Raw genomic sequence first — 19,878 nt, 5'->3', positions numbered from 1 at the left:
CCGGGCGCGATGCGTTATCCGGGGCGTCGGCGGGGGTGTTCACGTCATGAGCTGCGGGAATACGGCCCGCTAACGGCCTTACGACGACAGGAACTCCGACAGGCCCTCCAGCAGCCGGTCCACGTCCTCGGTGCTGGTGTAGGGGGCCAGTCCGACGCGGAGTCCGCCGGTGTCGCCGAGGCCGAGCCGGCGGGAGGTCTCGATCGCGTAGAAGGATCCGGACGGTGCGTCCACGCCGCGGCGGGCCAGATGGCGGTAGGCGTCGGTGGTGTCGCGGCCGTCGATGGTCAGCAGGAGGGTGGGGGTGCGGTCCGCCGCGCGGGAGTGGACCGTGATCGGGTCGAGGGCGGCCAGCCCCTTGTCGATGCGCAGCCGCAGCGCGTCCTCGTGTTCTTCGAGGGCCGCGTACGCCGCCGCCAGGCGTTCGCGGCGGCTGCCTTGCGCCCGCGGGTCCAGACCGGCGAGGAAGTCGACGGCGGCGCGGGTCCCGGCGAGGAGTTCGTACGGCAGGGTGCCCAGCTCGAACCGCTCGGGGATGGCGTTCGTGGAGGGGAGCAGCTTGTCGGGGTGCAGGGTCTCCAGGAGTTCGGGGCGGCCGGCCAGGACGCCGAGGTGGGGGCCGAGGAACTTGTACGGGGAGCAGGTGTAGAAGTCCGCTCCGAGCTGGTCGAGGTCGACGAGGGAGTGGGCGGTGTAGTGCACGCCGTCGACGTACAGCAGCGCCCCGGCCTGGTGGGTGCGCCGGGCGATCTCCGCTGTCGCCGGGCGCGTGCCGATGAGGTTCGAGGCGGCGGTGACGGCGACCAGGCGGGTGCGTTCGCTCAGGACGGCGCTGATGTCATCGGGGGTCAGCTCGCCCGTCGCCGGGTCGAAGTCGGCCCAGCGCACGGCGGCCCCGGCCCGGTCGGCGGCCTGGATCCAGGGGCGGATGTTGGAGTCGTGGTCCAGGCGGGTGACCACGATCTCGTCGCCCGGTGACCATGTCGTGGCGAGCGTACGGGAGAAGTCGTAGGCCAGTTGGGTGGCGCTGCGGCCGAAGACGACCGCGGTGGGGTCGGCGCCGAGCAGGTCGGCCATGGCCTGCCGGGCGGCCACGACGATCGCCTCGGCGTTGCGCTCCCCCGCGGTGGTGCGGCCCCGGTTGGCCAGCGGGTGCGCGAGTGCGTCGGTGATGGCCTCGATGACGGGGACGGGGGTCTGCGTACCGCCGGGGCCGTCGAAGTGGGCCGAACCGTCCGTCAGGGCGGGAAAATGCGCGCGGATGGCGGTGATGTCGTACGTCACGGCAACTCCTTGCTGCGGTGCGGAGGGCGGTCGGCGGATGAGGCACCGTGGTGATCGATTATGGAGTTCGCCGGGGCTGTGGGGAACAGCGCCACAGCCCGGCGACGGCGGGCAGCGAGGCGTGACGGGAGGGGCGGAGGCAAGATCAGGCGCGCGCCCGGCCACCCTGATTGAATCTTCCCATCAGGTATATAGCGGGAAGAACGGTCACCGGCCCTGCGGCCCGGGACCGGGGCGCGGAGGGCGGTGGCACCGGCGTGAGCAGCGAGTCTCCTCCTCCGCCGGAGCGGGCGCCGAGGCGGGAGAGCGGACGGCGTCCGGGCGCCCGGCGCGGTCGGCGACCGCGGTACGCGACGCCCGGCGGCCGTCCGCGCCGGGGCCCGGGGACCGTGGCGCGGGGGGCGGGCGGTGCGTACGGGGCGGGCGACCGGGTGCATCCCGGGCTGCGGCTGGCCGCAGCGTACGCATGGCGGCTGCTGGCCGTCGGGGTGGCGGTCTATCTGGCGTTCACCGTTCTGGGGCGCTTTCAGCTGGTGGCGGTCGCGGTGTTCCTGGCCCTGGTGGGCACCGCGCTGCTGCGGCCGTTGGCCGATGTGCTGGCGCGGTGGCTGCCCCGGCCGCTCGCGGTGGCGCTGGCGGTGTTCGGGAGCGTGTTGGTGGTGCTGGGGTTGCTGGCGCTGGTGGGCAATGCGGCGGCGGGCGAGGCGGGCAGGCTCGTGGGCGAGTTCCGCGGCGGGATCGGCCGGATCACGCGCTGGCTGGAGGGGCCGCCGTTCCGTGTCCCGCACCGCACGCTGACCGAGCTGCACGACAGGATCAGCTCGTTCGTCTCCGCCCATCGCGCCACGCTCATCAGCAGGGCGCTCAGCAGTGCGGGCCGGGTCGTGGAGGCGCTGACGGCGGCGGTGCTGGCGCTGTTCTGCTCGCTGTTCTTCGTACATTCAGGGGACGGGATGTGGCGGTGGTTCCGCGAGCAGCTTCCGGAGGCGGCCCGGTCGCCGTGGGACCGGGCGGGCCGGGCGGCCTGGAGCACCTTCGCGGGGTACACCCGGGGGATCATCCTGGTGGCGGCCGCCAACGCGGCGCTGGTCGGCCTGGCCCTGTTGCTGCTGCGGGTCCCGCTGGCGCTGCCGCTGACCCTGCTCGTCTTCTTCGCCACCTTCATCCCGCTGATCGGCTCGCCGATCGCGCTGGCCGTGGCCACGGTGGTGGCCCTGGCGGGGCGGGGGCCGGTCATCGCGGCGGCGGTGCTCGTGCTCATCGTGGTGGTCGGGCAGATCGAGGGGCATGTGCTGCACCCGCTGGTGATGAGCTGGGCGGTGCGGCTGCATCCGGTGGTGGTGGCGATCTCGGTGATCGCCGGAGGCATCGTGGCGGGGGTGGTCGGCGCGATCGTGGCCGTGCCCATGGTGTCGGTGGCCTGGTCCGTGACCCGTGCGCTGCGGACCCCGCCCCGGTAAATTGCATCCCAGATTCGCATTATCTAATCTGGCGTCATGCGGCTGACGAAATCAACCGACCTGGCCCTTCGCGCCATCATGCGACTGGCGGTCGCCGGAGCCGAGCCGTGCACCGCACGGCAGATCGCCGGGGAGATGCAGGTGCAGTACAGCCACTTGGCGAAGGTGGCCGCACGGCTCCAGCATCTCGGCCTCATCGAGACGCGACGGGGACGCGGCGGCGGGCTGGTGCTCACGGAGACCGGCCGCACCGCGTCGGTCGGCCAACTGGTCCGGCAACTCGAAGGAGCTGACGAGGTGGTCGACTGCGAGGGCGACACCCCGTGCCCGCTCCGCCAGGGCTGTCGGCTGCGGATGGCGCTGCGGCGGGCGCAGGAGGCGTTCTTCTCCTCGCTCGACCCGCTGACGGTCACCGATCTGGTCGGCTCCCCCACCGGGCCCGTCCTGCTCGGGCTGGTGGGGCGACCGCCGGGGTCGGACCGGTGAACCCGCGGGGGACACCGACCCGGCCCGCCCGCGCCCGTACGCCGGTGCTCGTCGTGCCGGTGCCCGCCGCACCGGGTTTTTTCGCGCCGTTGAATACGAATCTCACATACCATTTAGGAGCCGGTGATGCTCTCCCAAAAGTCCGCTGACACCGTCCGCGCCACCCTCCCCGCCGTCGGTGCGGCCATCGGGTCCATCACCGACCTGTTCTACCGGAAGCTCTTCGAGGCCCACCCGGAGCTGCTGCGGCACATGTTCAACCGCGGGAACCAGGCGGCCGGAATCCAGCGGCAGGCGCTCGCCGGTGCCGTGGCCGCGTTCGCCACCGCCCTGGTGGAGCACCCCGAGGTCCGTCCCGACGCGATGCTGACCCGGATCGCCCACAAGCACGCCTCGCTCGGGGTGAGCCCCGCTCAGTACCCGCTCGTGCACCGTCATCTGTCGGCCGCGATCGCGGAGGTGCTCGGCGACGCGGCCACCGAGGAGGTCGCAGCCGCCTGGGACGAGGTCTACTGGCTGATGGCAGGCGCCCTCATCGAGATCGAGCGGCGGCTGTACGCCGAGCAGGGGGTGCTGGCGGGCGGGACGTGGCGGCCGTGGGAGGTGACGGAGCGGATCCAGGAGACCGCGGACGTCGTCACCTTCCGGCTGCGCCCCGCGGACGGCCGCCCGGCACCGGCCTTCAAGGCGGGCCAGTACGTCTCGGTTCAGGTCGAGCTGGCCGACGGGGCGCGCCAGATCCGCCAGTACAGCCTGACCAACCCGCCCGGCGCCACGGTGCGCTCCATCACCGTCAAGCACGTGCGCGGCGGCACGGGTCCGGACGGCGAGGTCTCGGGGCATCTGCACGAGCACCTCCGGCAGGGCGACGTGATCAGCGTGTCCGCCCCGTACGGCGACCTCGTGCTCGACGCCACGGACGCACCGCTGCTGCTGGCGTCGGCCGGTATCGGCTGCACACCGATCGTCGCCATGCTGGAGGACCTGGTCGACCGGGGGCACCAGGCCCCGGTCATCGCGGTCCACGCCGACCGCTCCCCCGCCGACCACGCGCTGCGCGCCGACCAGGATCGGCTGGTCACCAAGCTCGCCCAGGGCTCCGCACACGTCTGGTACGAGCAGCCGGGCGACGGCTGGCCGGCCGAGCGCACCGGCCGGGTGGACCTGTCCGGCGTCGAGATCCCCGACGGCGTCCACGCCTATCTCTGCGGGCCGCTGGGGTTCATGCGGTCGGTGCGCGCCCAGTTGCTGGAGCGCGGCGTGCGGCCGTCGGCGATCCGCTACGAGGTCTTCGGCCCCGATCTGTGGCTCGCGCAGGACTGATCCCGGCCTGCCCGACGGCCGTTTTCGGTCGTCGTCGGCAGCCGGCGGGCCCGGATTCCGGCGTGAAGGACACGAATGGCCCAGGGCGCGGTCGCCTTCGTCCGGGTACTCGTGGGACGGTACGCATCACGGATTCCACCCATCCCGGATGAATCGCCGGAAATGGCCGTCGGTACCCCCGCACTCGACCGAGGAACCATGGATCGCGAAAAGATCACTCTCACCGGTACGCAGGAGACGATGCTCGCCACGCTGTACGGCAGGGCGGTGGACAGCCGCTCGCCGCACTCCGTCCTGGGCGACCACACGGCCCAGGAGGCGGTGGAGCGCGTCGCCTACGACTTCAGCAAGACGGGCATGACGGAGACCACCGCGGTCGGCATCGCGCTCCGGGCCAAACAGCTCGACGACTGGACCACCGCGTTCCTGGCCGAGCACCAGAAGGCGACCGTGCTGCACCTGGCGTGCGGGCTGGACACCCGGGTCCACCGGCTCGCCCCGTCGTCGTCGGTGCGCTGGCTGGACGTCGACTACCCCGACGTCATCGAGCTGCGCAGGCAGCTGCTCCCGCAGCCGTCGGGGACCTACGAGATGGTCGCCTCCTCGGTGACCGAGGAGGCGTGGCTCCGCGAGGTGCCCGACGACCGGCCGACCGTGGCCGTCATGGAGGGCCTGACGATGTATCTGCACAAGGAGGAGGGCAAGCGCCTCATCCAGCGGATCACCGACCGGTTCCCCGGCGGACAGCTGCTCTTCGACGTCTACGGATCGCTGGGCATCCGGCTCCAGAAAATGGTTCCGGCGGTGCGCAACGCGGGCGCGACGCTCCACTGGGGTCTCGACGATCCGCGGGAGATCGAGGGCTGGCACGACGGACTGACCCTGATGGACGCGGTGCGCAGCGTCGACATGCCGGGGATGGAGGCGATGCCCACCACCGGGCGGATGAGCATGAGGGTGATGGCACACCTGCCCGGTTTCAAGGACGTGGGCCGCATTCTGCGCTATCGGTTTTAGCTCCGGGGGCGGTCCTTGATGCCGACCAGCAGGGAATAGCCGCCCATCAGGGGTTCGACCCGGGTGCTGCCGAATCCTGCCTCCGCCATCCAGGACCGCCCGTCGGCCGCGGTGTATTCGAATCCGGCAGCGGACTCGATCAGCATGTTCAGGCTGGCCAGCAGGCCGAACGTGTTGTGCCGCCGCTCGTCGTCGATGATCGCGTCGTAGACGAGCACCGCTCCCCCGTCTGGCAGGGCGTCGTACGCCTTCTTCAGCAGCGTCCGCTTCTCCTCCGGGCCCCAGCCGTGCAGGATCTGGCCCAGCACGATGACGTCGGCGGTGGGCAGGTCGTCCGTGAAGAAGTCGCCTCCGTGGAAGGCGATGCGGTCGGTGAGGCCGAACGACGCCACGTATGTGTCGAAGACCGGCCGCACCCGGGGCAGTTCGAAGACGCCGCCGCTGATGTGGGGGTGGCGCTGGGCCACCGCCACCGGGACACAGCCCAGGGCGCCGCCGACGTCGAGCACCGTCCGGTAGTCGGCCCAGGGGAATTTCTCGGCTATCACCCGCGCCATTCCCATGCTGAGCCCGGTCATTCCGTTCAGGAATCGTTCGAGGCCGGCCTGATCGTGGTAGATGGCGTCGTACACGTCTCCGCCGTGCTTCTGCTCGTTCTGCGGCTTTCCGGTGCGCAAGGCCTCGGTGAGCGACCCCCAGAACGGATAGAGACGGCTGTTCGCCATCTCCAGGACTCCGCCGATGTACGTGTCCTTCTCCCGGTCGAGAAACGCGTCGGCGCTCGGGCTGTTGCGGTACTCGGTCCCCGTTCTCTCCAGGAATCCCAGAGCGACCAGTGCGTCCAGGAAGTCCGCCGCGCCCCGCGGATGCAGACCCAGCGCCCCGGCCAGGACGCCGCGCTCGCACGGGCCTTGGGCGAGCCGGGTGAAGACTTCGAGTTCCACGGCGGTGAGCAGGGTTTTCGACGCCATGAAGCCGAGCCCCACCTGCAAAATGGGCTCCGGGCTGATCTCGTGTGACATGAAATCTCTCGCCGTTCTTCCGGAATGAGCACACACGGCACTTCGCCATGTCATGGGGAACTTTCTTACGTTACCGCTCGGTTGGGGAGCCGGGCGATCCACAGACTGAGCCCGGCCAGGGGGATCATGGTCAGCAGTGTGACGCCCACCATGCCGAGACCGTCGTTCCCGCCGGCGAGCAGCTGGCCGGTGAGCAGGAAGAGGACCATGTTGTTTCCCGCATGGGCCAGGCTGGCAGTCCATATGGTGCCGCTGCGCATGAACAGCCAGGCGAGGATGACCTCCTGGAACTGAAAGCTAAGGGTCCACACCAGCAGCCCGAGGACGAGCCGGGGGAATTCGACATAGCCGATGAAGGCGAGCGGATAGTGCCAGGACGCCCAGATGAGCCCGGTGACGATCACCGATGGCGCCATTCTGCCGCCGAAGAGCCGCGGTCGGAGATAGCTGGTCCAGCCGAACTCCTCACCCCAATAGAGTGGGGTGAGAAGGGGAAGGGCGAGCATCAGGACGAGCACCGCCGCCCAGCCCGGGACGCCGCCCAGGATCTCGTCCAGCGGGGCGAGGTCCGGGCGCCACAGGCCCAGTGCGGCCGCGAGGGCGAGGGTTACGGCGGCGATCGCCAACGGGCCGAACCAGGCCAGGAGATAGTAGGGCCAGGCCGACTTCAGCCGGAGCCGGAGCCCCGCGTCGGCGAATCCCTCCCGGGTGACCCAGCGCCGTACGACGAACGCCGCGGCGCCCGGGACGCAGGAGGCCGGAAGCTGCAACAGCGGATTCAACGCGGACAGGCCCAGGACCTTGTACGCCACGAACAGCCACAGCCAGGTTCCGCCGAAGGACAGGGCGAGGAACACCACCACCCCTCTGGTATTCGATGACATCAACGCGCATTCCTTTCCTGAGGACTGACCACGGATCAAGCTGCGGATAAAAACTGCCTTCCGGGAGCGGGTGGACGCATCGCTGGCGCGAGCGAAATCCGTCTCCCCCGGTGTCGCGGGCGCCGGTTGGCTCTTTCGGGGGAGGCAGTCCGCACCGGGGCGCCGGTACCGTTCCGGCCATGCGCACACTCATGCGCCCGCTTTTCGATGGCGCCACGTATCGAAGCTGGGCTTACGCGTTTCTCGGAGCGGCACTGAGTGTGCCGCCGCTGGTGGTGGCGGTGGTTTCGGCACCGCCCACGTGGCCGCTTCCCGGCCGTATCGCGGGCTTCACGCTCGCGCTCGTCGTGGTGCTCGCCGTCATGGGAAGTCCGCGCGCGGCGCGCCGCGGATGCCTCACGCTGGCCAATCGGCTGCTGGGCACCGACCTGCCAGCCCCGGCGCCCGCATCGGTCCGGTCCCGGTGGGCCGACCGGGTGCGTACGGCGGCCTGGCTGGTGCCTCATGCGGCGGTGGGGGTGGCGGCGACGGCGGCGACCGGGGTGCTGGCCTTCGCCGCGGTCACGTTTCCGGCCGTATGGCTGAACGGCGGAGGGCGGGTCACCGTCCTCGGGAGCCATGTCACCGTGACGGCGGGTGTGGCCGGAGCATGGAGTCCGGTCGTCGCCGCGCTGTGTCTGCTGCTGGCCGCCTACGTGACCACGGCCGCCGCCACGGGGCTCCGGCTGCTGGCTCCCGTCCTGCTCGACCACCGGCCCGCCGAGCGGGCGGCCGCCGCCGAGGAGCGGGCGCGGGTGCTGGCCGGGCGCAACCGGCTGGCGCAGGAGCTGCACGACTCCATCGGACACACGCTGACGGCCTCTCCATGACGTGATGGCCTCTGGACGACGCTCCGTCAGACCCGGCCCGCGGCCGCTCGGCCTGCTCACGGCCGCCGCCCTCGGCGTCGCCGCCACGCTCACGGCGCTCCTCGCTCCCGCCCAGGCCACGGTGGCAGCTTCGGGCACCACGTACTACGTCGACTCCCGCTCCGGGCACGACGACGCGTCCGGCACCAGCGCCCGCGCGGCATGGCGCAGCCTGGAGCGGATCGGCCGGACGACGTTCCGGCCCGGTGACCGCATCCTGCTGAAGGGCGGCGGCTCCTGGAAGGGCCGGCTGTGGCCGAAGGGCTCGGGCGAGCAGAACCGGCCCATCACGATGGGGCGTTACGGCCCGGGCCCCAAGCCACGGATCCGCGGCGAGGGCCGGGTCGACGACGCGGTGCGGCTGTTCAACCAGGAGTACTGGGAGATCCGCGACCTCGACGTCAGCAACGCGCTGCCCGCCACGGGGACTCCGGGCGAGAACCTGCGCGATCTGCGCGGCATCCATGTGTCGGGGGACGACTCGCGGCAGCTGGACCACTTCGTGATCGACGGGGTCGACGTCCACGATGTCACCGGCGAGGTGAACTGGATCGGCGGTGACACCGCGGGCAACGCCCCGGGCGTGCGCTTCAAGACCGGTTGGGACCGGTCGAAGAAGACCGGCGGCATTGTCTTCGACACCACGGTGCCCGGCATCACGGCGCCGCCCGCCGCCCCGACCGTTCTGCACGATGTGCGGGTGCAGAACTCCACGGTGCGCAACACCTCGTTCGCGGGGATCGTCGTGAAGCAGTACACCGGCGACCTGAAGGGCGCGGACGGCAACCCGGTCGCCAAGCCGACCGGCTGGGGCACCCGGACCTCGGCCGCCGACGCCACGTTCACCCCACATACGAACATCACGATCCGGAACAACTACGTCTCGCAGGGCGGCACCGCGTACGGCTGCAACGCGATGTATCTGACCAACGTCCGCGGCGCGGTGGTCGACCGCAATGTGGTCGACCAGGCGGGGACATCGGGCATCGAGGCGTACTACGCGGACGACGTGGTGATCCAGCGCAACGAGGTGTACCGGACGGAGCGGAAGGCCGGTGGCGCGGACTCCAACGCCATCGACGCGGACAAGGGCACCACGCGGGTGGTCATCCAGGACAACTTCGTCCATGACAACGGCGATGGCATCCTGCTCTGCCAGTTCGCCTTCGGCGACGTGGTGGTGCGGTACAACGTCCTGAACGGGAACTCGCGGTATCCGCTGATCTGCACTCGGCCCCCACCAGCGGCCCGCAACTGCGCACCGGCCTGGCCTTCGCCCCTCGCCCGGGCTCCCCCCTGATCGACACCGGCACCCCCACCCCCGACAACGGCGGCCGCGACTACCGAGGCATCCCCCTTTACCGCGGCGCGCCCGAGCTCGGCGCGATCGAGAGCCCGCGTTGATCGCTGCCGGTTGTCAGTGGTGCCTTCTACTGTGAGGGCATGACGGAGATGGACACCGGGACACTCGATCCGCTGGAGCGGCTGCTCGCCGAGCGGGCCTGTGAGCGGCTGCTCGTGGAGTTCCTGCGGCGGCTCGATCTGGGGGAACCGGGCACGGTGGCGGAGTTGTTCACCGCCGACGGGATATGGGAGTGGCCCGCCGGGGATCGTCTGGTGCGGGGGCGGGAGGCGCTGCGGGAGTATTTCGACGCGCGGCCCGTGGACCGGCTGTCGCGTCGGGTGTGTTCGAACGTCCTGGTGACGGTGGACTCCGCGGCGACGGCCCGCGCGACGTCGTATTTCGCGACGTACCGGGTCGACGGCTATCGCGGGGGCATCGTTCCGGCGCGGCCGCCGGTCAATGTGGGGCACTACGAGGACGTGTTCCGCCGGGTGGAGGGGCGGTGGCTGCTGGCCTCGCGGACCACACATCTGGCCTTCGGCGGGGAGACCGAGCGGCTCGGGGGCGCGGAGCGGGGCTGAGTCAGTGGTCCTCCGCGTCCGCGCCGCAGCGCTGGCAGCGGTCGAAGGGGGCGGTGTCCTGGATGGCGCCGCAGGCGGCGCAGACGCGGTCCAGCCAGCAGGCGGCGTCCCCGCCTTCGGGCTCGGCGGGGGCGCGGTCCGAGGGCTGCCGGGGGTCCGTGTCGCTCATCGCCGGTGTCCCTCTCTCCAGGTCGTTTGGTGGGGGTTATCAGGGTGCCATGGGATAGATAGATCGGATCTATGGAGCGGATCTACGGCTTGATGAGGCGTCAACACGTCATACCCCTCCCAAGTTATCGGATGAATCGGTAACGTGTCCGCCTCGGGAGGCAAACATGGAGAGATCTGTCAGACGCTCCACCCTGGTCCTTCTCCTCTGCGCCGCGCTGGGCATGACGCTGTTCGTCACGGGCCCGGCGCGCGCCAAGGGGCAGGGGCAGGAATCCGCGTGGACGGTGAGCGGGCCGTCGTCACGCGCTTCCGGCTCCGGTCCGCTCGCCCGGCTACGGCTCGACCGGGCCTCGGGCGCGCTGACGCTCCAGGTGTCGCGAGCCGGTCGTACGGTGGTCGAGCCCTCGCCCGTGGGCATCGTCACCGAGCGGGCGGACCTGTCGCGCGGGCTGCGGTTCGTGGGCCGCAGCGACCGTACGGTGGCCGGGCAGTACCGGTCCACGGTGGGCAAGGAGCGCTCGCGCGCATTCCGCATGACCGAGGCGCGCTTCCGGTTCCGGGGCGACGGCGGCGCCCGGCTGGACGTGCTGGTGCGGGTGTCCGGCGACGGGGTCGCCTACCGCTACGTCCTGCCGTCCGGCAGCGGTGATGTGCTGGGCGAGACCTCGGCGTTCACGCTGCCCGCTGACGCGGACGCGTGGCTCGGCACGTACCGCAAGGACAACGAGAACCTGTTCAAGCAGTACACCGCGGCGACGGCGCCCGCCGGTGAGTACATGGCGCAGGCCCTGTTCGGGACGGGCGGCACCTACGCCCTGATCGCCGAGTCGGACCTCACCGGCCGCTACTCCGCCGCCCGCCTGGTCCACGAGGAGGGCCGCCCGACGTATCGCATCGGGCTGTGGGACCAGCGGGTCGAGTCCGACGGTCCGCTCAGCACCCCGTGGCGCGCGATGGTCGTGGGCGATCTGGCGACCGTCACCGAGTCCACCTTCACCGACGATCTGGCTCCCGCCTCGAAGGTGGCCGACACCTCGTGGATCCGGCCGGGGCCCGCGCTGTGGACCTGGCTCGCGGGCGGGCGTCCGGCCGGGCAGAGCCTGTCGATGCAGAAGGGGTACGTGGACTACGCGGCGCGCCGCGGCTGGCCGTATGTGGTGGTGGACGCGGGCTGGTACTTCGACCCGGACCAGTGGGACGTCACCGACCCCGACTGGCAGCACAACAGCTGGATCCCGGAGCTGGTCCGGTACGCCGAAGAACGCAAGGTCGGCATCCAGGTCTGGATCCACCAGCGCGACCTGGACACCGCGGAGGAGCGCGAGCAGTGGCTGCCGACCCTGGAGAAGTGGGGCGTGAAGGGGGTGAAGATCGACTTCATGGACTCCGAGGCCCAGCAGACGCTGCGCTGGTACGACGAGATCCTTCCGGCCACCGCGGCTCACCATCTGCTCGTCAACTTCCACGGCTCGACCATCCCCAAGGGCATCCAGCGCACCTGGCCGCAGGTGATGACGATGGAGGGCGTCAACGGCGAGGAGAAGCGGGTGAACACCCCGGAGCACCTGGCGACGCTTCCCTTCACCCGCAATGTCATCGGCTCGATGGACTTCACCCCGGGCGCCTTCCAGCGCGCCGAGCGCCCCAACGCGGCCTCGGACGCGGGCGAGCTGGGCCTGTCGGTGCTGTACGAGTCGGGGATCCAGAACCTGGCGGGCACCCCGGAGTCGTACGACGCCCGTCCGCAGGCCCGGCGCTTCCTGGAGCAGATACCCGCCTCCTGGGACCGCACCCGGCTGCTGACGGGGCGCCCCGGTGAGAGCGCGGTGCTCGCGCGCGCCAGGGGCGGGCGCTGGTTCATCGGCGGCATCTTCACCGGCGACGCGCACACCGCCGCCGTGCCGCTGCGGCTGGGCCAGGGGAAGTGGCTGGTCGACCTCGTCCGCGACGGAGCGGACGGCCTGGTGCGCGAGCCACGGGTGGTGCGCGGCGGGGACACCGTCTCCGTCCCGGTGGTGAAGGACGGCGGCTTCGCCGCCATCGCCTGCCGCTGGCGTCCGGGCGTCACCAGCTGCGACCGGTCGTCCTGACGCGCGCGGCGGCGGCATGGACACCGCGGTGACCGTGCCGCCGCCGGAGCGGCGGATTCCACGCTTCTGGCGCATGATCGTTCCGGGGCGACCGAGCGGATCAGACGTCAGGATGCGGATATGGCGATCACGAGATGGTTCTTCGAGCCCGGCCACACGGCCGCCGAATTCAGGGCCAGGCACATGATGGTCACGTACGTGCGCGGGCAGTTCAAGAACGTTCAGGGCTCGATCGAGGTGGATCCGGACCGGCCGGAGGACGCCCGGATCGAGGCGACCATCGACGCCACACAGGTGTACACGGGACAGCCCCAGCGGGACGCCCATCTGCGCAGCGCGGACTTCTTCGACGTCGAGCACCATCCGACGTGGACGTTCACCGGCACGGGCGTCACCCAGCTGAGCGAAACCGAGTTCGAGGTCGCGGGCGATCTCACGGTGCGCGGTGTCACCCGCCGGGTGCCGCTGCACGTGACATATCTGGGGCAGTGGGGCACGCCCTGGTGGGAGGGTGACCGGGACCTGGGGCCGCGGCGGCGGGCGGGCTTCCTCGCGACGGGCCGGGTCAACCGGCAGGACTTCGGGGTGTCCTGGAACGACACGGTGGACCGGGGCGGGGTCGTGGTGAGCGACATGGTCGACATCACCATCGACGTCGAGGCCGTTCTCGATCCCGCGGGCGGGCGTGCCTGAGCAGCTGGATCACTGACGGCCCGGGGGCGTGCGGGTGCGGGTCCACTCCCCCAGCTGCCGGGCCGTCCACGTGTTGATGATCCGTTCCTTCGGCACGCTGCATTCCACCGCCCGGGCGCATCCGTTGATCTGCCAGTCGAGCTGCCCGGGCGCATGGGCGTCGGTGTCGACCGAGAAGAACGTCCCCGCCTGGACGGCCTCCCGGAGCAGCCGACGCGGCGGGTCCAGCCGCTCCGGCCGGCAGTTGATCTCCACGGCGGTGCCCGACTCCGCGCAGGCCGCGAAGACCTCGGCGGCGTCGAACGCCGACTCGGGCCGCTTGCCGCCCAGCAGCCGCCCGGTGCAGTGCCCCAGCACGTCGACGCGCGGATCGCTGACCGCGGTCACCATCCGGCGGGTCATCGGGCGCGCGTCCATCCTCAGCTTGGAGTGGACGGAGGCCACCACCAGGTCCAGCCGGTCGAGCAGCTCGGGCTCCTGGTCCAGCGAGCCGTCGGTCAGGATGTCGACCTCGATCCCGGTCAGCAGCCGGAAGGGGGCCAGCGTCTCGTTGAGCTCCTCCACCACGTCCAGCTGCTCGCGCAGCCGGTCCGCCGAGAGCCCCCGGGCGACGGTCAGCCGCGGGGAATGGTCCGTCAGCACGGCCCAGTCATGGCCCAGCCGGGCGGCGGTACGGGCCATCAGCTCGATCGGGGAACCGCCGTCGGACCAGTCCGAATGCAGATGGCAGTCGCCGCGCAGCGCGGCCCGCAGCTCGTCCGCGGCGGCGTCCGGCCGGTCGGCGCCGTCCCCGCCACCGGGTTCCAGTTTCCGGAGATAGGCGGGCACCTCGCCCCTGAGCGCTTCCTTGACCACCTGTGAGGTCTTGGGGCCGAGGCCCTTGAGCGAGGCGAGGGTGCCCGCCGCCACCCGTCGCTCCACCTCGTCCGGGGACAGCTCGGCGAGCGCCGCCTGGGCGTTGCGGAAGGCGCGCACGCGGTACGTCGGGGCCTGCTCGCGTTCCAGCAGGAACGCGATCCGGTCCAGCGCCGTGAGCGGGTCCACCACCCTCTCCCTTGTCCTTGCGGCGGCTCAGGCGCGCCGGTCCGGGCGGCGGCCCGGGGGCTGCCGGGGCTCGGCGCGGGCGGTCTGTTCGGGCACGTCGCAGGTCTGCGGCGATTTGTCGGAGACGGTGATGGGCCGGCCGTAGTGCTGGATCTCCAGCGGGGCACCCTCGACCAGCGTGTACGTGGCGGTGAGGTCGGTGATCTCCACCCGCAGCCGCCGTCGCAACACCTGCACGCTGAAGGCCAGCCGGGCCAGCTTCTCCGGCAGCTTGGGCGAGAAGCACAGGCTGCCCTCGCGGTACCGCATCCCGCCGAACCCGGCGACCAGCGCCATCCAGGTGCCCGCCAGCGAGGCGATGTGCAGGCCGTCTCGGGTGTTGTGCTCCAGGTCCCGCAGGTCCATCAGGGCCGCCTCGCCCAGGTAGTCGTAGGCGAGGCGCAGATGGCCGACCTCGGCGGCCATGACGGCCTGGGCGCAGGCGGACAGGGAGGAGTCGCGGACGGTCAGGTGCTCGTAGTAGGCGAAGTTGCGGGCCTTCTCCTCGGGGGTGAAGCACTCGCCGCGCAGATACATGGCCAGCGCCAGGTCGGCCTGTTTGACCACCTGCTTGCGGTACAGGTCGAAGTAGGGGAAGTGGAGCATCAGCGGGTACTGGCTGGGGTGGGTGTTCTGGAAGTCCCACTCCTGGTGGCCGGTGAAGTCGGCGGACTGTTCGTGGACGCCCAGCGTCTTGTTGTACGGGACCGTCATGGCCTCGGCCGCGTCCCGCCAGGTCGCGGCCTCCTCGTCGTCGGCGCCCAGCAGTGACCCCTTGTCGGGGTGGCGCTCCACGACGTCCGCGGCGGCGCGCAGGTTCGACTGGGCCATGAGGTTGGTGTAGACGTTGTCGTCCGCGATGGCGCTGTACTCGTCCGGGCCGGTCACCCCGTCGATGTGGAAGCGGCCGTGGTGGTCGTGGTGGCCCAGGGAGCGCCACAGCCGGGCGGTCTCCACCAGTATCTCCACTCCGGTTTCGCGTTCGAACTCCTCGTCGCCGGTGGCGGCGACGTAGCGCACCACCGCGTCGGCCACATCCGCGTTGATGTGGAAGGCGGCGGTGCCGGCGGGCCAGTAGGCGGAGCATTCGGAGCCGTCGATGGTGCGCCAGGGGAAGGCGGCGCCCTCGTGGCCCAGCTGGCGCGCCCGCTCCCGGGCGGCGGGCAGGGTGGACTGCCGCCAGCGCAGCGCCTGGGCGACCGCCTCGGGGAAGGTGTAGGTCAGCAGTTGCAGGACGAAGGTGTCGGCGTCCCAGAAGGAGTGGCCGTCGTAGCCGGAGCCGGTGAGGCCCTTGGCGGGGATGGCGCGTTCCTCGGCGCGGGCACCGGCCTGGAGGACGTGGAAGATGCCGAACCGCACGGCCTGCTGGATCTCGGCGTCGCCCTCGACCTCGACATCGGCGCGGGCCCAGAAGTCCTCCAGCCAGGCGCGCTGCTGTTCGACCAGGCCCTCCCAGCCGGTGGAGGCGGCTCCGGCGAGCGCCGCCTCGACCTGGTCGCGTACGGCGGGCAGCGAGCGCGCGCCGGACCAGCCGTAGGCGACCAGCTTCTCGAGCCGCAGCTTCTCGCCCGGCTTGAGGACGGAGGTGACGGTGAGACGGGCGACGTCCTCGGCGCTCTCACTGGCATGACGGGTGGGCGGCGGCCCGGAGATCAGGTGGTCGGCGGCGGCTCCGATCCGCAGCCGGCTGGCCTTGGTGCAGTGGATCAGCCGCAGCCGCTTGTCGACGGCGGCGTTCTCCTCGGACTCGAGCGGACTCTCCAGCGCAGAGGCGACCCGGGGGTCCCCGCCACGCTCCGGCAGCTGCTCGTTGGCGACCAGCTCGGACTGGACGACGACGCGGATCTCGGCGTCCACCGCCTCCACCTCGTAGGCGATCGCGGCAACGGCCCGCTGGGTGAGGGAGACCAGCCGGGTCGAGCGGACGCGCACGCTGGTTCCCGAGGGAGAGGTCCATTCGCAGGTGCGGTGCAGTACCCCGGCCCGCAGGTCGAGCACGCGCTCGTGGGAGCGCAGCCGCCCGTAGCGCAGGTCGAAGGGCTCGTCGTCCACCAGCAAACGGATGATCTTGCCGTTGGTGATGTTGATCATGGTCTGGCCGGCTTCGGGATAGCCGTAACCGGCCTCGGCGTACGGCAGCGGGCGCAGCTCGTGCACCCCGTTGAGGTAGGTGCCGGGCAGCCCGTGCGGCTCGCCCTCGTCGAGGTTGGCGCGCCAGCCGACATGGCCGTTGGAGAGCGCGAAGACGGACTCGCTCTGCGGCAGCAGATCGAGGCGGAGCGCGGTCTCGCGCAGCTGCCAGGGATCGACGGCGTACGAGGCATCGGTGATCACGAGGCGTCCTCCAGCAGCTCGGCGAGATCCTTGACGACGATGTCGGCGCCGTGTTTGCGCAGGGCGTCGGCCTGGCCGACCCGGTCCACGCCGACGACGCAGCCGAAGTCACCGGCCCGGCCCGCCTCCATGCCCGCCAGGGCGTCCTCGAAGACGACGACCTCGGCGGGGGCGGCGTCCAGTTCCCGTGCGGCCTCCAGGAAGGTGTCCGGACGCGGTTTGCCCGGCAGCCTCCGCTCGGCGGCGACCACGCCGTCGATCCGCACCTCGAAGAGGCGCTCGATACCGGCGGAGATCAGCACGTCGCGGCAGTTGGCGCTGGAGGAGACGACCGCGGTGCGCAGCCCGGCGGCGCGCGCGGCCTCGGCGAAACGCACCGATCCGGGGTACGCCTGGACGCCTTCCTCCCGGATCTTCTCCAGGACGAGGGCGTTCTTCCGGTTGCCGAGCCCCCGGACGGTGTCCTTGTCGGGCGGGTCGTCCGCGCTGCCCTCGGGGAGGTCGATGTCCCGGGAGGCCAGGAAGGTGCGTACGCCGTCGGCGCGCGGGCGGCCGTCGACGTACTCGTCGTAGTCGGTGGTCTTGTCGAAGGGGCGGAAGGAGGGGCCGTCGCGGCGTTGCAGGAACTCGTCGAACATCTGCTTCCACGCCGCCGCGTGTACCACCGCGGTCCTGGTCAGCACGCCGTCGAGGTCGAACAGGCAGGCCCGGATGCCCGCCGGTAGGCAGAGCTTGGTCATGGCCCCCGGTTCCCCCGCGCACGCCGGAATATGCGGGGGATTCTCCGGTGGGGCCCGGGTCTCACCCCGGTACGGCCGTGCGGCCCTCGCGGCGGGAGCGGTCGGCGGCCTCCAGAACGGCGACCACCTCGCGGCCGAACCGCACGTCACAGGGGTCGGGCACGCCGTCCCGGGCGCTCAGCAGCAGCCGGTCGACGGCCGCGCCGAACGCCTCCACCGCCGTGGTTCCGGGATCGGGCACCTCCGCCGTGCCCTGTTCCCCGTAGAAGTCGCATCCGAATCCGGCGGCGGCGGGCGGGGCGTCCAGGGTGAGCGCGAGGGTGCCGACCGCGCCCGAGTCGTGCCGCAGCAGCACGTGCGCGGCGCCACGCGGTCCGTCGAGGGCGGTGACCTCGGCCACCGGGCCCAGCACCGGCAGCAGCAGGGACAGGGCGTGCGGCCCGACGTCCCACAGCCCGCCGCGTTCGCGGCGCCAGGGAGAGGCGCCGTAGGGGCTGCCGGTCCGGAATATGGAACCGAAGCCGGTGGCCCGGCCGCCGTCCCAGCCCCCGGCCGCCGCGGCCCGGTCCAGGAACGCTGCGATGGGCGCGGCGAAGCGCCGGGTGAAGAAGACCACCGAGGCAGACGAGCGCTCCTCGGCGGCGGCCACGATCCGGTCGGCGGCAGCGGTGGTGAAGGCCACCGGCTTGTCGAGCAGCAGATGGCGCCCGGCCAGCGCGGCACGCTCGGCGAGGTCGCTCTGGACGTCCGGCGGGAGGGCGACGGCGACCGCGTCGACGTCGGCGATCAGCGCGTCGGCGTCGGGGTAGGCGCGGGTGCCGTAGCGGTCGGCGAGCGCCTCCGCCTTGGCCGGGTCGCGGCCCCAGATCCCGGCCAGTTCCGCGCCGGGGTGCGCGGCGAGCGCCGCGCCGTGGGTCTCGGCCGCCCAGTGTCCGGTGCCCAGCAGTCCGAAGCGCATCCTGCCCGCCCTTTCGCCCGGTTCGCCGCGGGGCGCTCCCCGCGGCCGGACGCGATCCTACGCCGCGGGCGTTACGCCGCTCACCTGCTTGGACGTGGGCGGGTGCCGGGGTGCGGGGGCGGTGACAATCTTGGGCCACGGCCCCGCCACAGCCCGGGCAAGGCCGCGCTCCCCTCACCGCTGGAGGACGTCCGTGGCCAGCCCGACCCCCACCACTTCGGGCCGTACGACGCGGCCTGCCCCGGGGCGCCGCCGCAGCGCGACGCGCGCGGCCGCGGCGCTGCTGCTGTGCTGTGCGGCGGTGCCCGCCTGTGCCTCCTCCCCGGACCACGGCTCCCACCCGCGGAAGTCCGCGGCGCCGCACCACTCGGGCCGGGCGCAGGCCGCGGCCGAGAAGGCCCAGAGGGCGGAGAAGGCCGCCCGGGCCCGTCTGCTGCCGGGCATGCCCGCGCCGCTCGATCCTCAGGACCTGTACGCGGCGGACCGGCCGAACAAGCTGTCGCGCACGGTGAAGGGCTTCCCGTCGCGGGTGTACGTGCCCAACACGCTGTCGGACACGGTGAGCGTGATCGACCCGAAGACGTACAAGGTGGTGCGCACCATCGAGGTCGGTCACCAGCCGCAGCACGTGGTGCCGTCGTGGGATCTGAAGACGCTGTGGGTCAACAACGACCTCGGCAACTCCCTCACCCCGATCAATCCCAGGACCGGCCGGGTGGGCCGCCCGGTGGACGTCCACGATCCGTACAACCTGTACTTCACGCCGGACGGCAAACACGCCGTGGTGATGGCCTCCAAGGACCGGGCCCTGGTGTTCCGGGACGCGCACACCATGCGGGTGGTGAAGTCGGTGCCGGTGACGTGCTTCGGCGTCAATCACGCGGACTTCTCCCCCGACGGGCGCTACTTCATCGTCTCGTGCGAGTTCTCGGGCGAACTGCTGAAGGTGGACACGGCCCGCATGAAGGTGGTGGGTCAGCAGCGGCTGCCGCTCGCGGGAGCCATGCCGCAGGACGTCAAGATCTCGCCGAACGGCAAGACCTGGTACATCGCCGACATGGTGGCGAACGGCGTGTGGGTGCTGAACGGGGACACCTTCCGCCGCCCCCGGCTGCTGCCCACCGGCAAGGGCGCCCACGGGCTGTACGTCAGCCGGGACTCCCGCACCCTCTACATCTCCAACCGCGGCGAGGGCACCGTCTCCCTGCTGTCCTTCAAGTCCGGCAAGCTCACCGACCGTTGGCGGCTGCCCGGCGGCACCAGCCCCGACATGGGCGGTGTGTCCTCGGACGGCAAGGCGCTGTGGCTCTCGGGCCGCTACAACGGCGAGGTGTACGCGATCGACACCCGCACCGGGAGGCTCCGCGCCCGGATCCCGGTGGGCGGTGGCCCGCACGGGCTGGCCGTCTATCCGCAGCCGGGCCGCTACTCCCTCGGTCACACCGGCATCTTCCGCTGAGCCCGTTCCGCTGGGCCCGTAGAACCTGATGTATAGCCCG

18 protein-coding genes are annotated in these 19,878 nt (G+C 71.6%); 10 read left to right on the top strand and 8 right to left on the bottom strand.

The window, feature by feature from the left end; genetic code table 11:
* Positions 1-78 precede the first annotated feature (78 nt).
* A complete protein-coding gene (locus tag LCH29_RS05060) occupies positions 79-1,284 on the bottom strand; it encodes a cysteine desulfurase-like protein (protein WP_446460463.1) in 1,206 nt (401 codons plus the stop codon).
* 389 nt (positions 1,285-1,673) lie between these two features.
* Here LCH29_RS05060 and LCH29_RS05055 point away from each other — a divergent pair, with 389 nt between their 5' ends.
* The 4 genes from LCH29_RS05055 (at position 1,674) to LCH29_RS05040 (ending at position 5,570) form a co-directional block, all read left to right on the top strand.
* Positions 1,674-2,744, top strand: coding sequence for an AI-2E family transporter (locus LCH29_RS05055; protein WP_446460462.1), 1,071 nt, complete (start codon positions 1,674-1,676; stop codon positions 2,742-2,744).
* 36 nt (positions 2,745-2,780) lie between these two features.
* The gene (locus LCH29_RS05050) at positions 2,781-3,230 is read left to right on the top strand and encodes an RrF2 family transcriptional regulator (RefSeq protein WP_446460461.1); all 450 of its coding nucleotides are present in this window, start codon (positions 2,781-2,783) and stop codon (positions 3,228-3,230) included.
* Positions 3,231-3,356: 126 nt separating this feature from the next.
* Positions 3,357-4,553, top strand: a complete 1,197-nt coding sequence (locus LCH29_RS05045; protein ID WP_446460460.1) for a globin domain-containing protein — start codon at positions 3,357-3,359, stop codon at positions 4,551-4,553.
* Positions 4,554-4,751: 198 nt separating this feature from the next.
* Positions 4,752-5,570 (top strand): class I SAM-dependent methyltransferase, encoded by an 819-nt coding sequence (locus LCH29_RS05040; protein ID WP_446460459.1) that lies wholly within the window; start codon positions 4,752-4,754, stop codon positions 5,568-5,570.
* On the opposite strand, the gene LCH29_RS05035 is transcribed toward LCH29_RS05040, so the two are convergent.
* A complete protein-coding gene (locus tag LCH29_RS05035; RefSeq protein WP_446460458.1) occupies positions 5,567-6,592 on the bottom strand; it encodes a methyltransferase in 1,026 nt (341 codons plus the stop codon). The genes LCH29_RS05040 and LCH29_RS05035 overlap by 4 nt on opposite strands.
* A gap of 65 nt (positions 6,593-6,657) precedes the next feature.
* Positions 6,658-7,476: a CPBP family intramembrane glutamic endopeptidase gene (locus LCH29_RS05030; RefSeq protein ID WP_446460457.1), complete on the bottom strand. Its 819-nt coding sequence runs from the start codon at positions 7,474-7,476 to the stop codon at positions 6,658-6,660.
* Positions 7,477-7,655: 179 nt separating this feature from the next.
* Here LCH29_RS05030 and LCH29_RS05025 point away from each other — a divergent pair, with 179 nt between their 5' ends.
* The 3 genes from LCH29_RS05025 (at position 7,656) to LCH29_RS05015 (ending at position 10,310) form a co-directional block, all read left to right on the top strand.
* Positions 7,656-8,345, top strand: coding sequence for a histidine kinase dimerization/phosphoacceptor domain-containing protein (locus LCH29_RS05025; protein ID WP_446460456.1), 690 nt, complete (start codon positions 7,656-7,658; stop codon positions 8,343-8,345).
* A gap of 4 nt (positions 8,346-8,349) precedes the next feature.
* On the top strand, positions 8,350-9,684 hold the full coding sequence (locus LCH29_RS05020; protein WP_446460455.1) for a right-handed parallel beta-helix repeat-containing protein: 1,335 nt from the start codon (positions 8,350-8,352) through the stop codon (positions 9,682-9,684).
* A 152-nt stretch (positions 9,685-9,836) separates the two neighbouring features.
* Positions 9,837-10,310, top strand: coding sequence for a nuclear transport factor 2 family protein (locus LCH29_RS05015; protein ID WP_446460576.1), 474 nt, complete (start codon positions 9,837-9,839; stop codon positions 10,308-10,310).
* Between the two features lies 1 nt (position 10,311).
* Here LCH29_RS05015 and LCH29_RS05010 read toward each other — a convergent pair whose 3' ends face one another.
* On the bottom strand, positions 10,312-10,479 hold the full coding sequence (locus LCH29_RS05010; protein WP_446460454.1) for a hypothetical protein: 168 nt from the start codon (positions 10,477-10,479) through the stop codon (positions 10,312-10,314).
* A 166-nt stretch (positions 10,480-10,645) separates the two neighbouring features.
* Here LCH29_RS05010 and LCH29_RS05005 point away from each other — a divergent pair, with 166 nt between their 5' ends.
* Both LCH29_RS05005 and LCH29_RS05000 read left to right on the top strand, forming a co-directional pair.
* Complete coding sequence (locus tag LCH29_RS05005; protein WP_446460453.1) at positions 10,646-12,571, top strand: glycoside hydrolase family 97 catalytic domain-containing protein; 1,926 nt, start codon at positions 10,646-10,648, stop codon at positions 12,569-12,571.
* A gap of 120 nt (positions 12,572-12,691) precedes the next feature.
* Entirely contained in the window at positions 12,692-13,264 is a 573-nt protein-coding gene (locus LCH29_RS05000; RefSeq protein ID WP_446460452.1) for a YceI family protein, read from the top strand.
* 9 nt (positions 13,265-13,273) lie between these two features.
* Here the strand turns inward: LCH29_RS05000 and LCH29_RS04995 are convergent, their stop codons facing one another.
* From LCH29_RS04995 to LCH29_RS04980, 4 genes are all read right to left on the bottom strand, one after another.
* Entirely contained in the window at positions 13,274-14,308 is a 1,035-nt protein-coding gene (locus LCH29_RS04995) for a PHP domain-containing protein (RefSeq protein WP_446460451.1), read from the bottom strand.
* Between the two features lie 27 nt (positions 14,309-14,335).
* Positions 14,336-16,681, bottom strand: a complete 2,346-nt coding sequence (locus tag LCH29_RS04990) for a glycoside hydrolase family 65 protein (RefSeq protein ID WP_446460450.1) — start codon at positions 16,679-16,681, stop codon at positions 14,336-14,338.
* Positions 16,678-17,421 carry an HAD family hydrolase gene (locus LCH29_RS04985; RefSeq protein WP_446460449.1) on the bottom strand — a complete coding sequence of 248 codons (744 nt, stop codon included), beginning with the start codon at positions 17,419-17,421 and terminating at the stop codon, positions 16,678-16,680. Before LCH29_RS04985 ends, LCH29_RS04990 begins: the two co-directional genes overlap by 4 nt.
* A gap of 61 nt (positions 17,422-17,482) precedes the next feature.
* Positions 17,483-18,379, bottom strand: a complete 897-nt coding sequence (locus tag LCH29_RS04980) for a Gfo/Idh/MocA family protein (RefSeq protein ID WP_446460448.1) — start codon at positions 18,377-18,379, stop codon at positions 17,483-17,485.
* Between the two features lie 193 nt (positions 18,380-18,572).
* Here LCH29_RS04980 and LCH29_RS04975 point away from each other — a divergent pair, with 193 nt between their 5' ends.
* Positions 18,573-19,838: a YncE family protein gene (locus tag LCH29_RS04975; RefSeq protein ID WP_446460447.1), complete on the top strand. Its 1,266-nt coding sequence runs from the start codon at positions 18,573-18,575 to the stop codon at positions 19,836-19,838.
* The last annotated feature ends 40 nt before the right edge of the window (positions 19,839-19,878 follow it).

This window comes from Streptomyces sp. BRA346, from assembly GCF_052851135.1.
Note: the sequence above shows the minus strand (reverse complement) of the source record. Positions and strands in the feature narration are given on the sequence as shown.

What these genes read in the sequence shown, in the direction of transcription:
- LCH29_RS05050 (WP_446460461.1), top strand. Translation starts at nt 2,781, where the DNA reads ATGCGGCTGACGAAATCAACCGACCTGGCCCTTCGCGCCATCATGCGA.
- LCH29_RS05045 (WP_446460460.1), top strand. Translation starts at nt 3,357, where the DNA reads ATGCTCTCCCAAAAGTCCGCTGACACCGTCCGCGCCACCCTCCCCGCC.
- LCH29_RS05040 (WP_446460459.1), top strand. Translation starts at nt 4,752, where the DNA reads ATGGATCGCGAAAAGATCACTCTCACCGGTACGCAGGAGACGATGCTC.
- LCH29_RS05035 (WP_446460458.1), bottom strand. Translation starts at nt 6,592, where the DNA reads ATGTCACACGAGATCAGCCCGGAGCCCATTTTGCAGGTGGGGCTCGGC.
- LCH29_RS05030 (WP_446460457.1), bottom strand. Translation starts at nt 7,476, where the DNA reads ATGTCATCGAATACCAGAGGGGTGGTGGTGTTCCTCGCCCTGTCCTTC.
- LCH29_RS05025 (WP_446460456.1), top strand. Translation starts at nt 7,656, where the DNA reads ATGCGCACACTCATGCGCCCGCTTTTCGATGGCGCCACGTATCGAAGC.
- LCH29_RS05020 (WP_446460455.1), top strand. Translation starts at nt 8,350, where the DNA reads ATGGCCTCTGGACGACGCTCCGTCAGACCCGGCCCGCGGCCGCTCGGC.
- LCH29_RS05015 (WP_446460576.1), top strand. Translation starts at nt 9,837, where the DNA reads ATGGACACCGGGACACTCGATCCGCTGGAGCGGCTGCTCGCCGAGCGG.
- LCH29_RS05010 (WP_446460454.1), bottom strand. Translation starts at nt 10,479, where the DNA reads ATGAGCGACACGGACCCCCGGCAGCCCTCGGACCGCGCCCCCGCCGAG.
- LCH29_RS05005 (WP_446460453.1), top strand. Translation starts at nt 10,646, where the DNA reads ATGGAGAGATCTGTCAGACGCTCCACCCTGGTCCTTCTCCTCTGCGCC.
- LCH29_RS05000 (WP_446460452.1), top strand. Translation starts at nt 12,692, where the DNA reads ATGGCGATCACGAGATGGTTCTTCGAGCCCGGCCACACGGCCGCCGAA.
- LCH29_RS04985 (WP_446460449.1), bottom strand. Translation starts at nt 17,421, where the DNA reads ATGACCAAGCTCTGCCTACCGGCGGGCATCCGGGCCTGCCTGTTCGAC.
- LCH29_RS04980 (WP_446460448.1), bottom strand. Translation starts at nt 18,379, where the DNA reads ATGCGCTTCGGACTGCTGGGCACCGGACACTGGGCGGCCGAGACCCAC.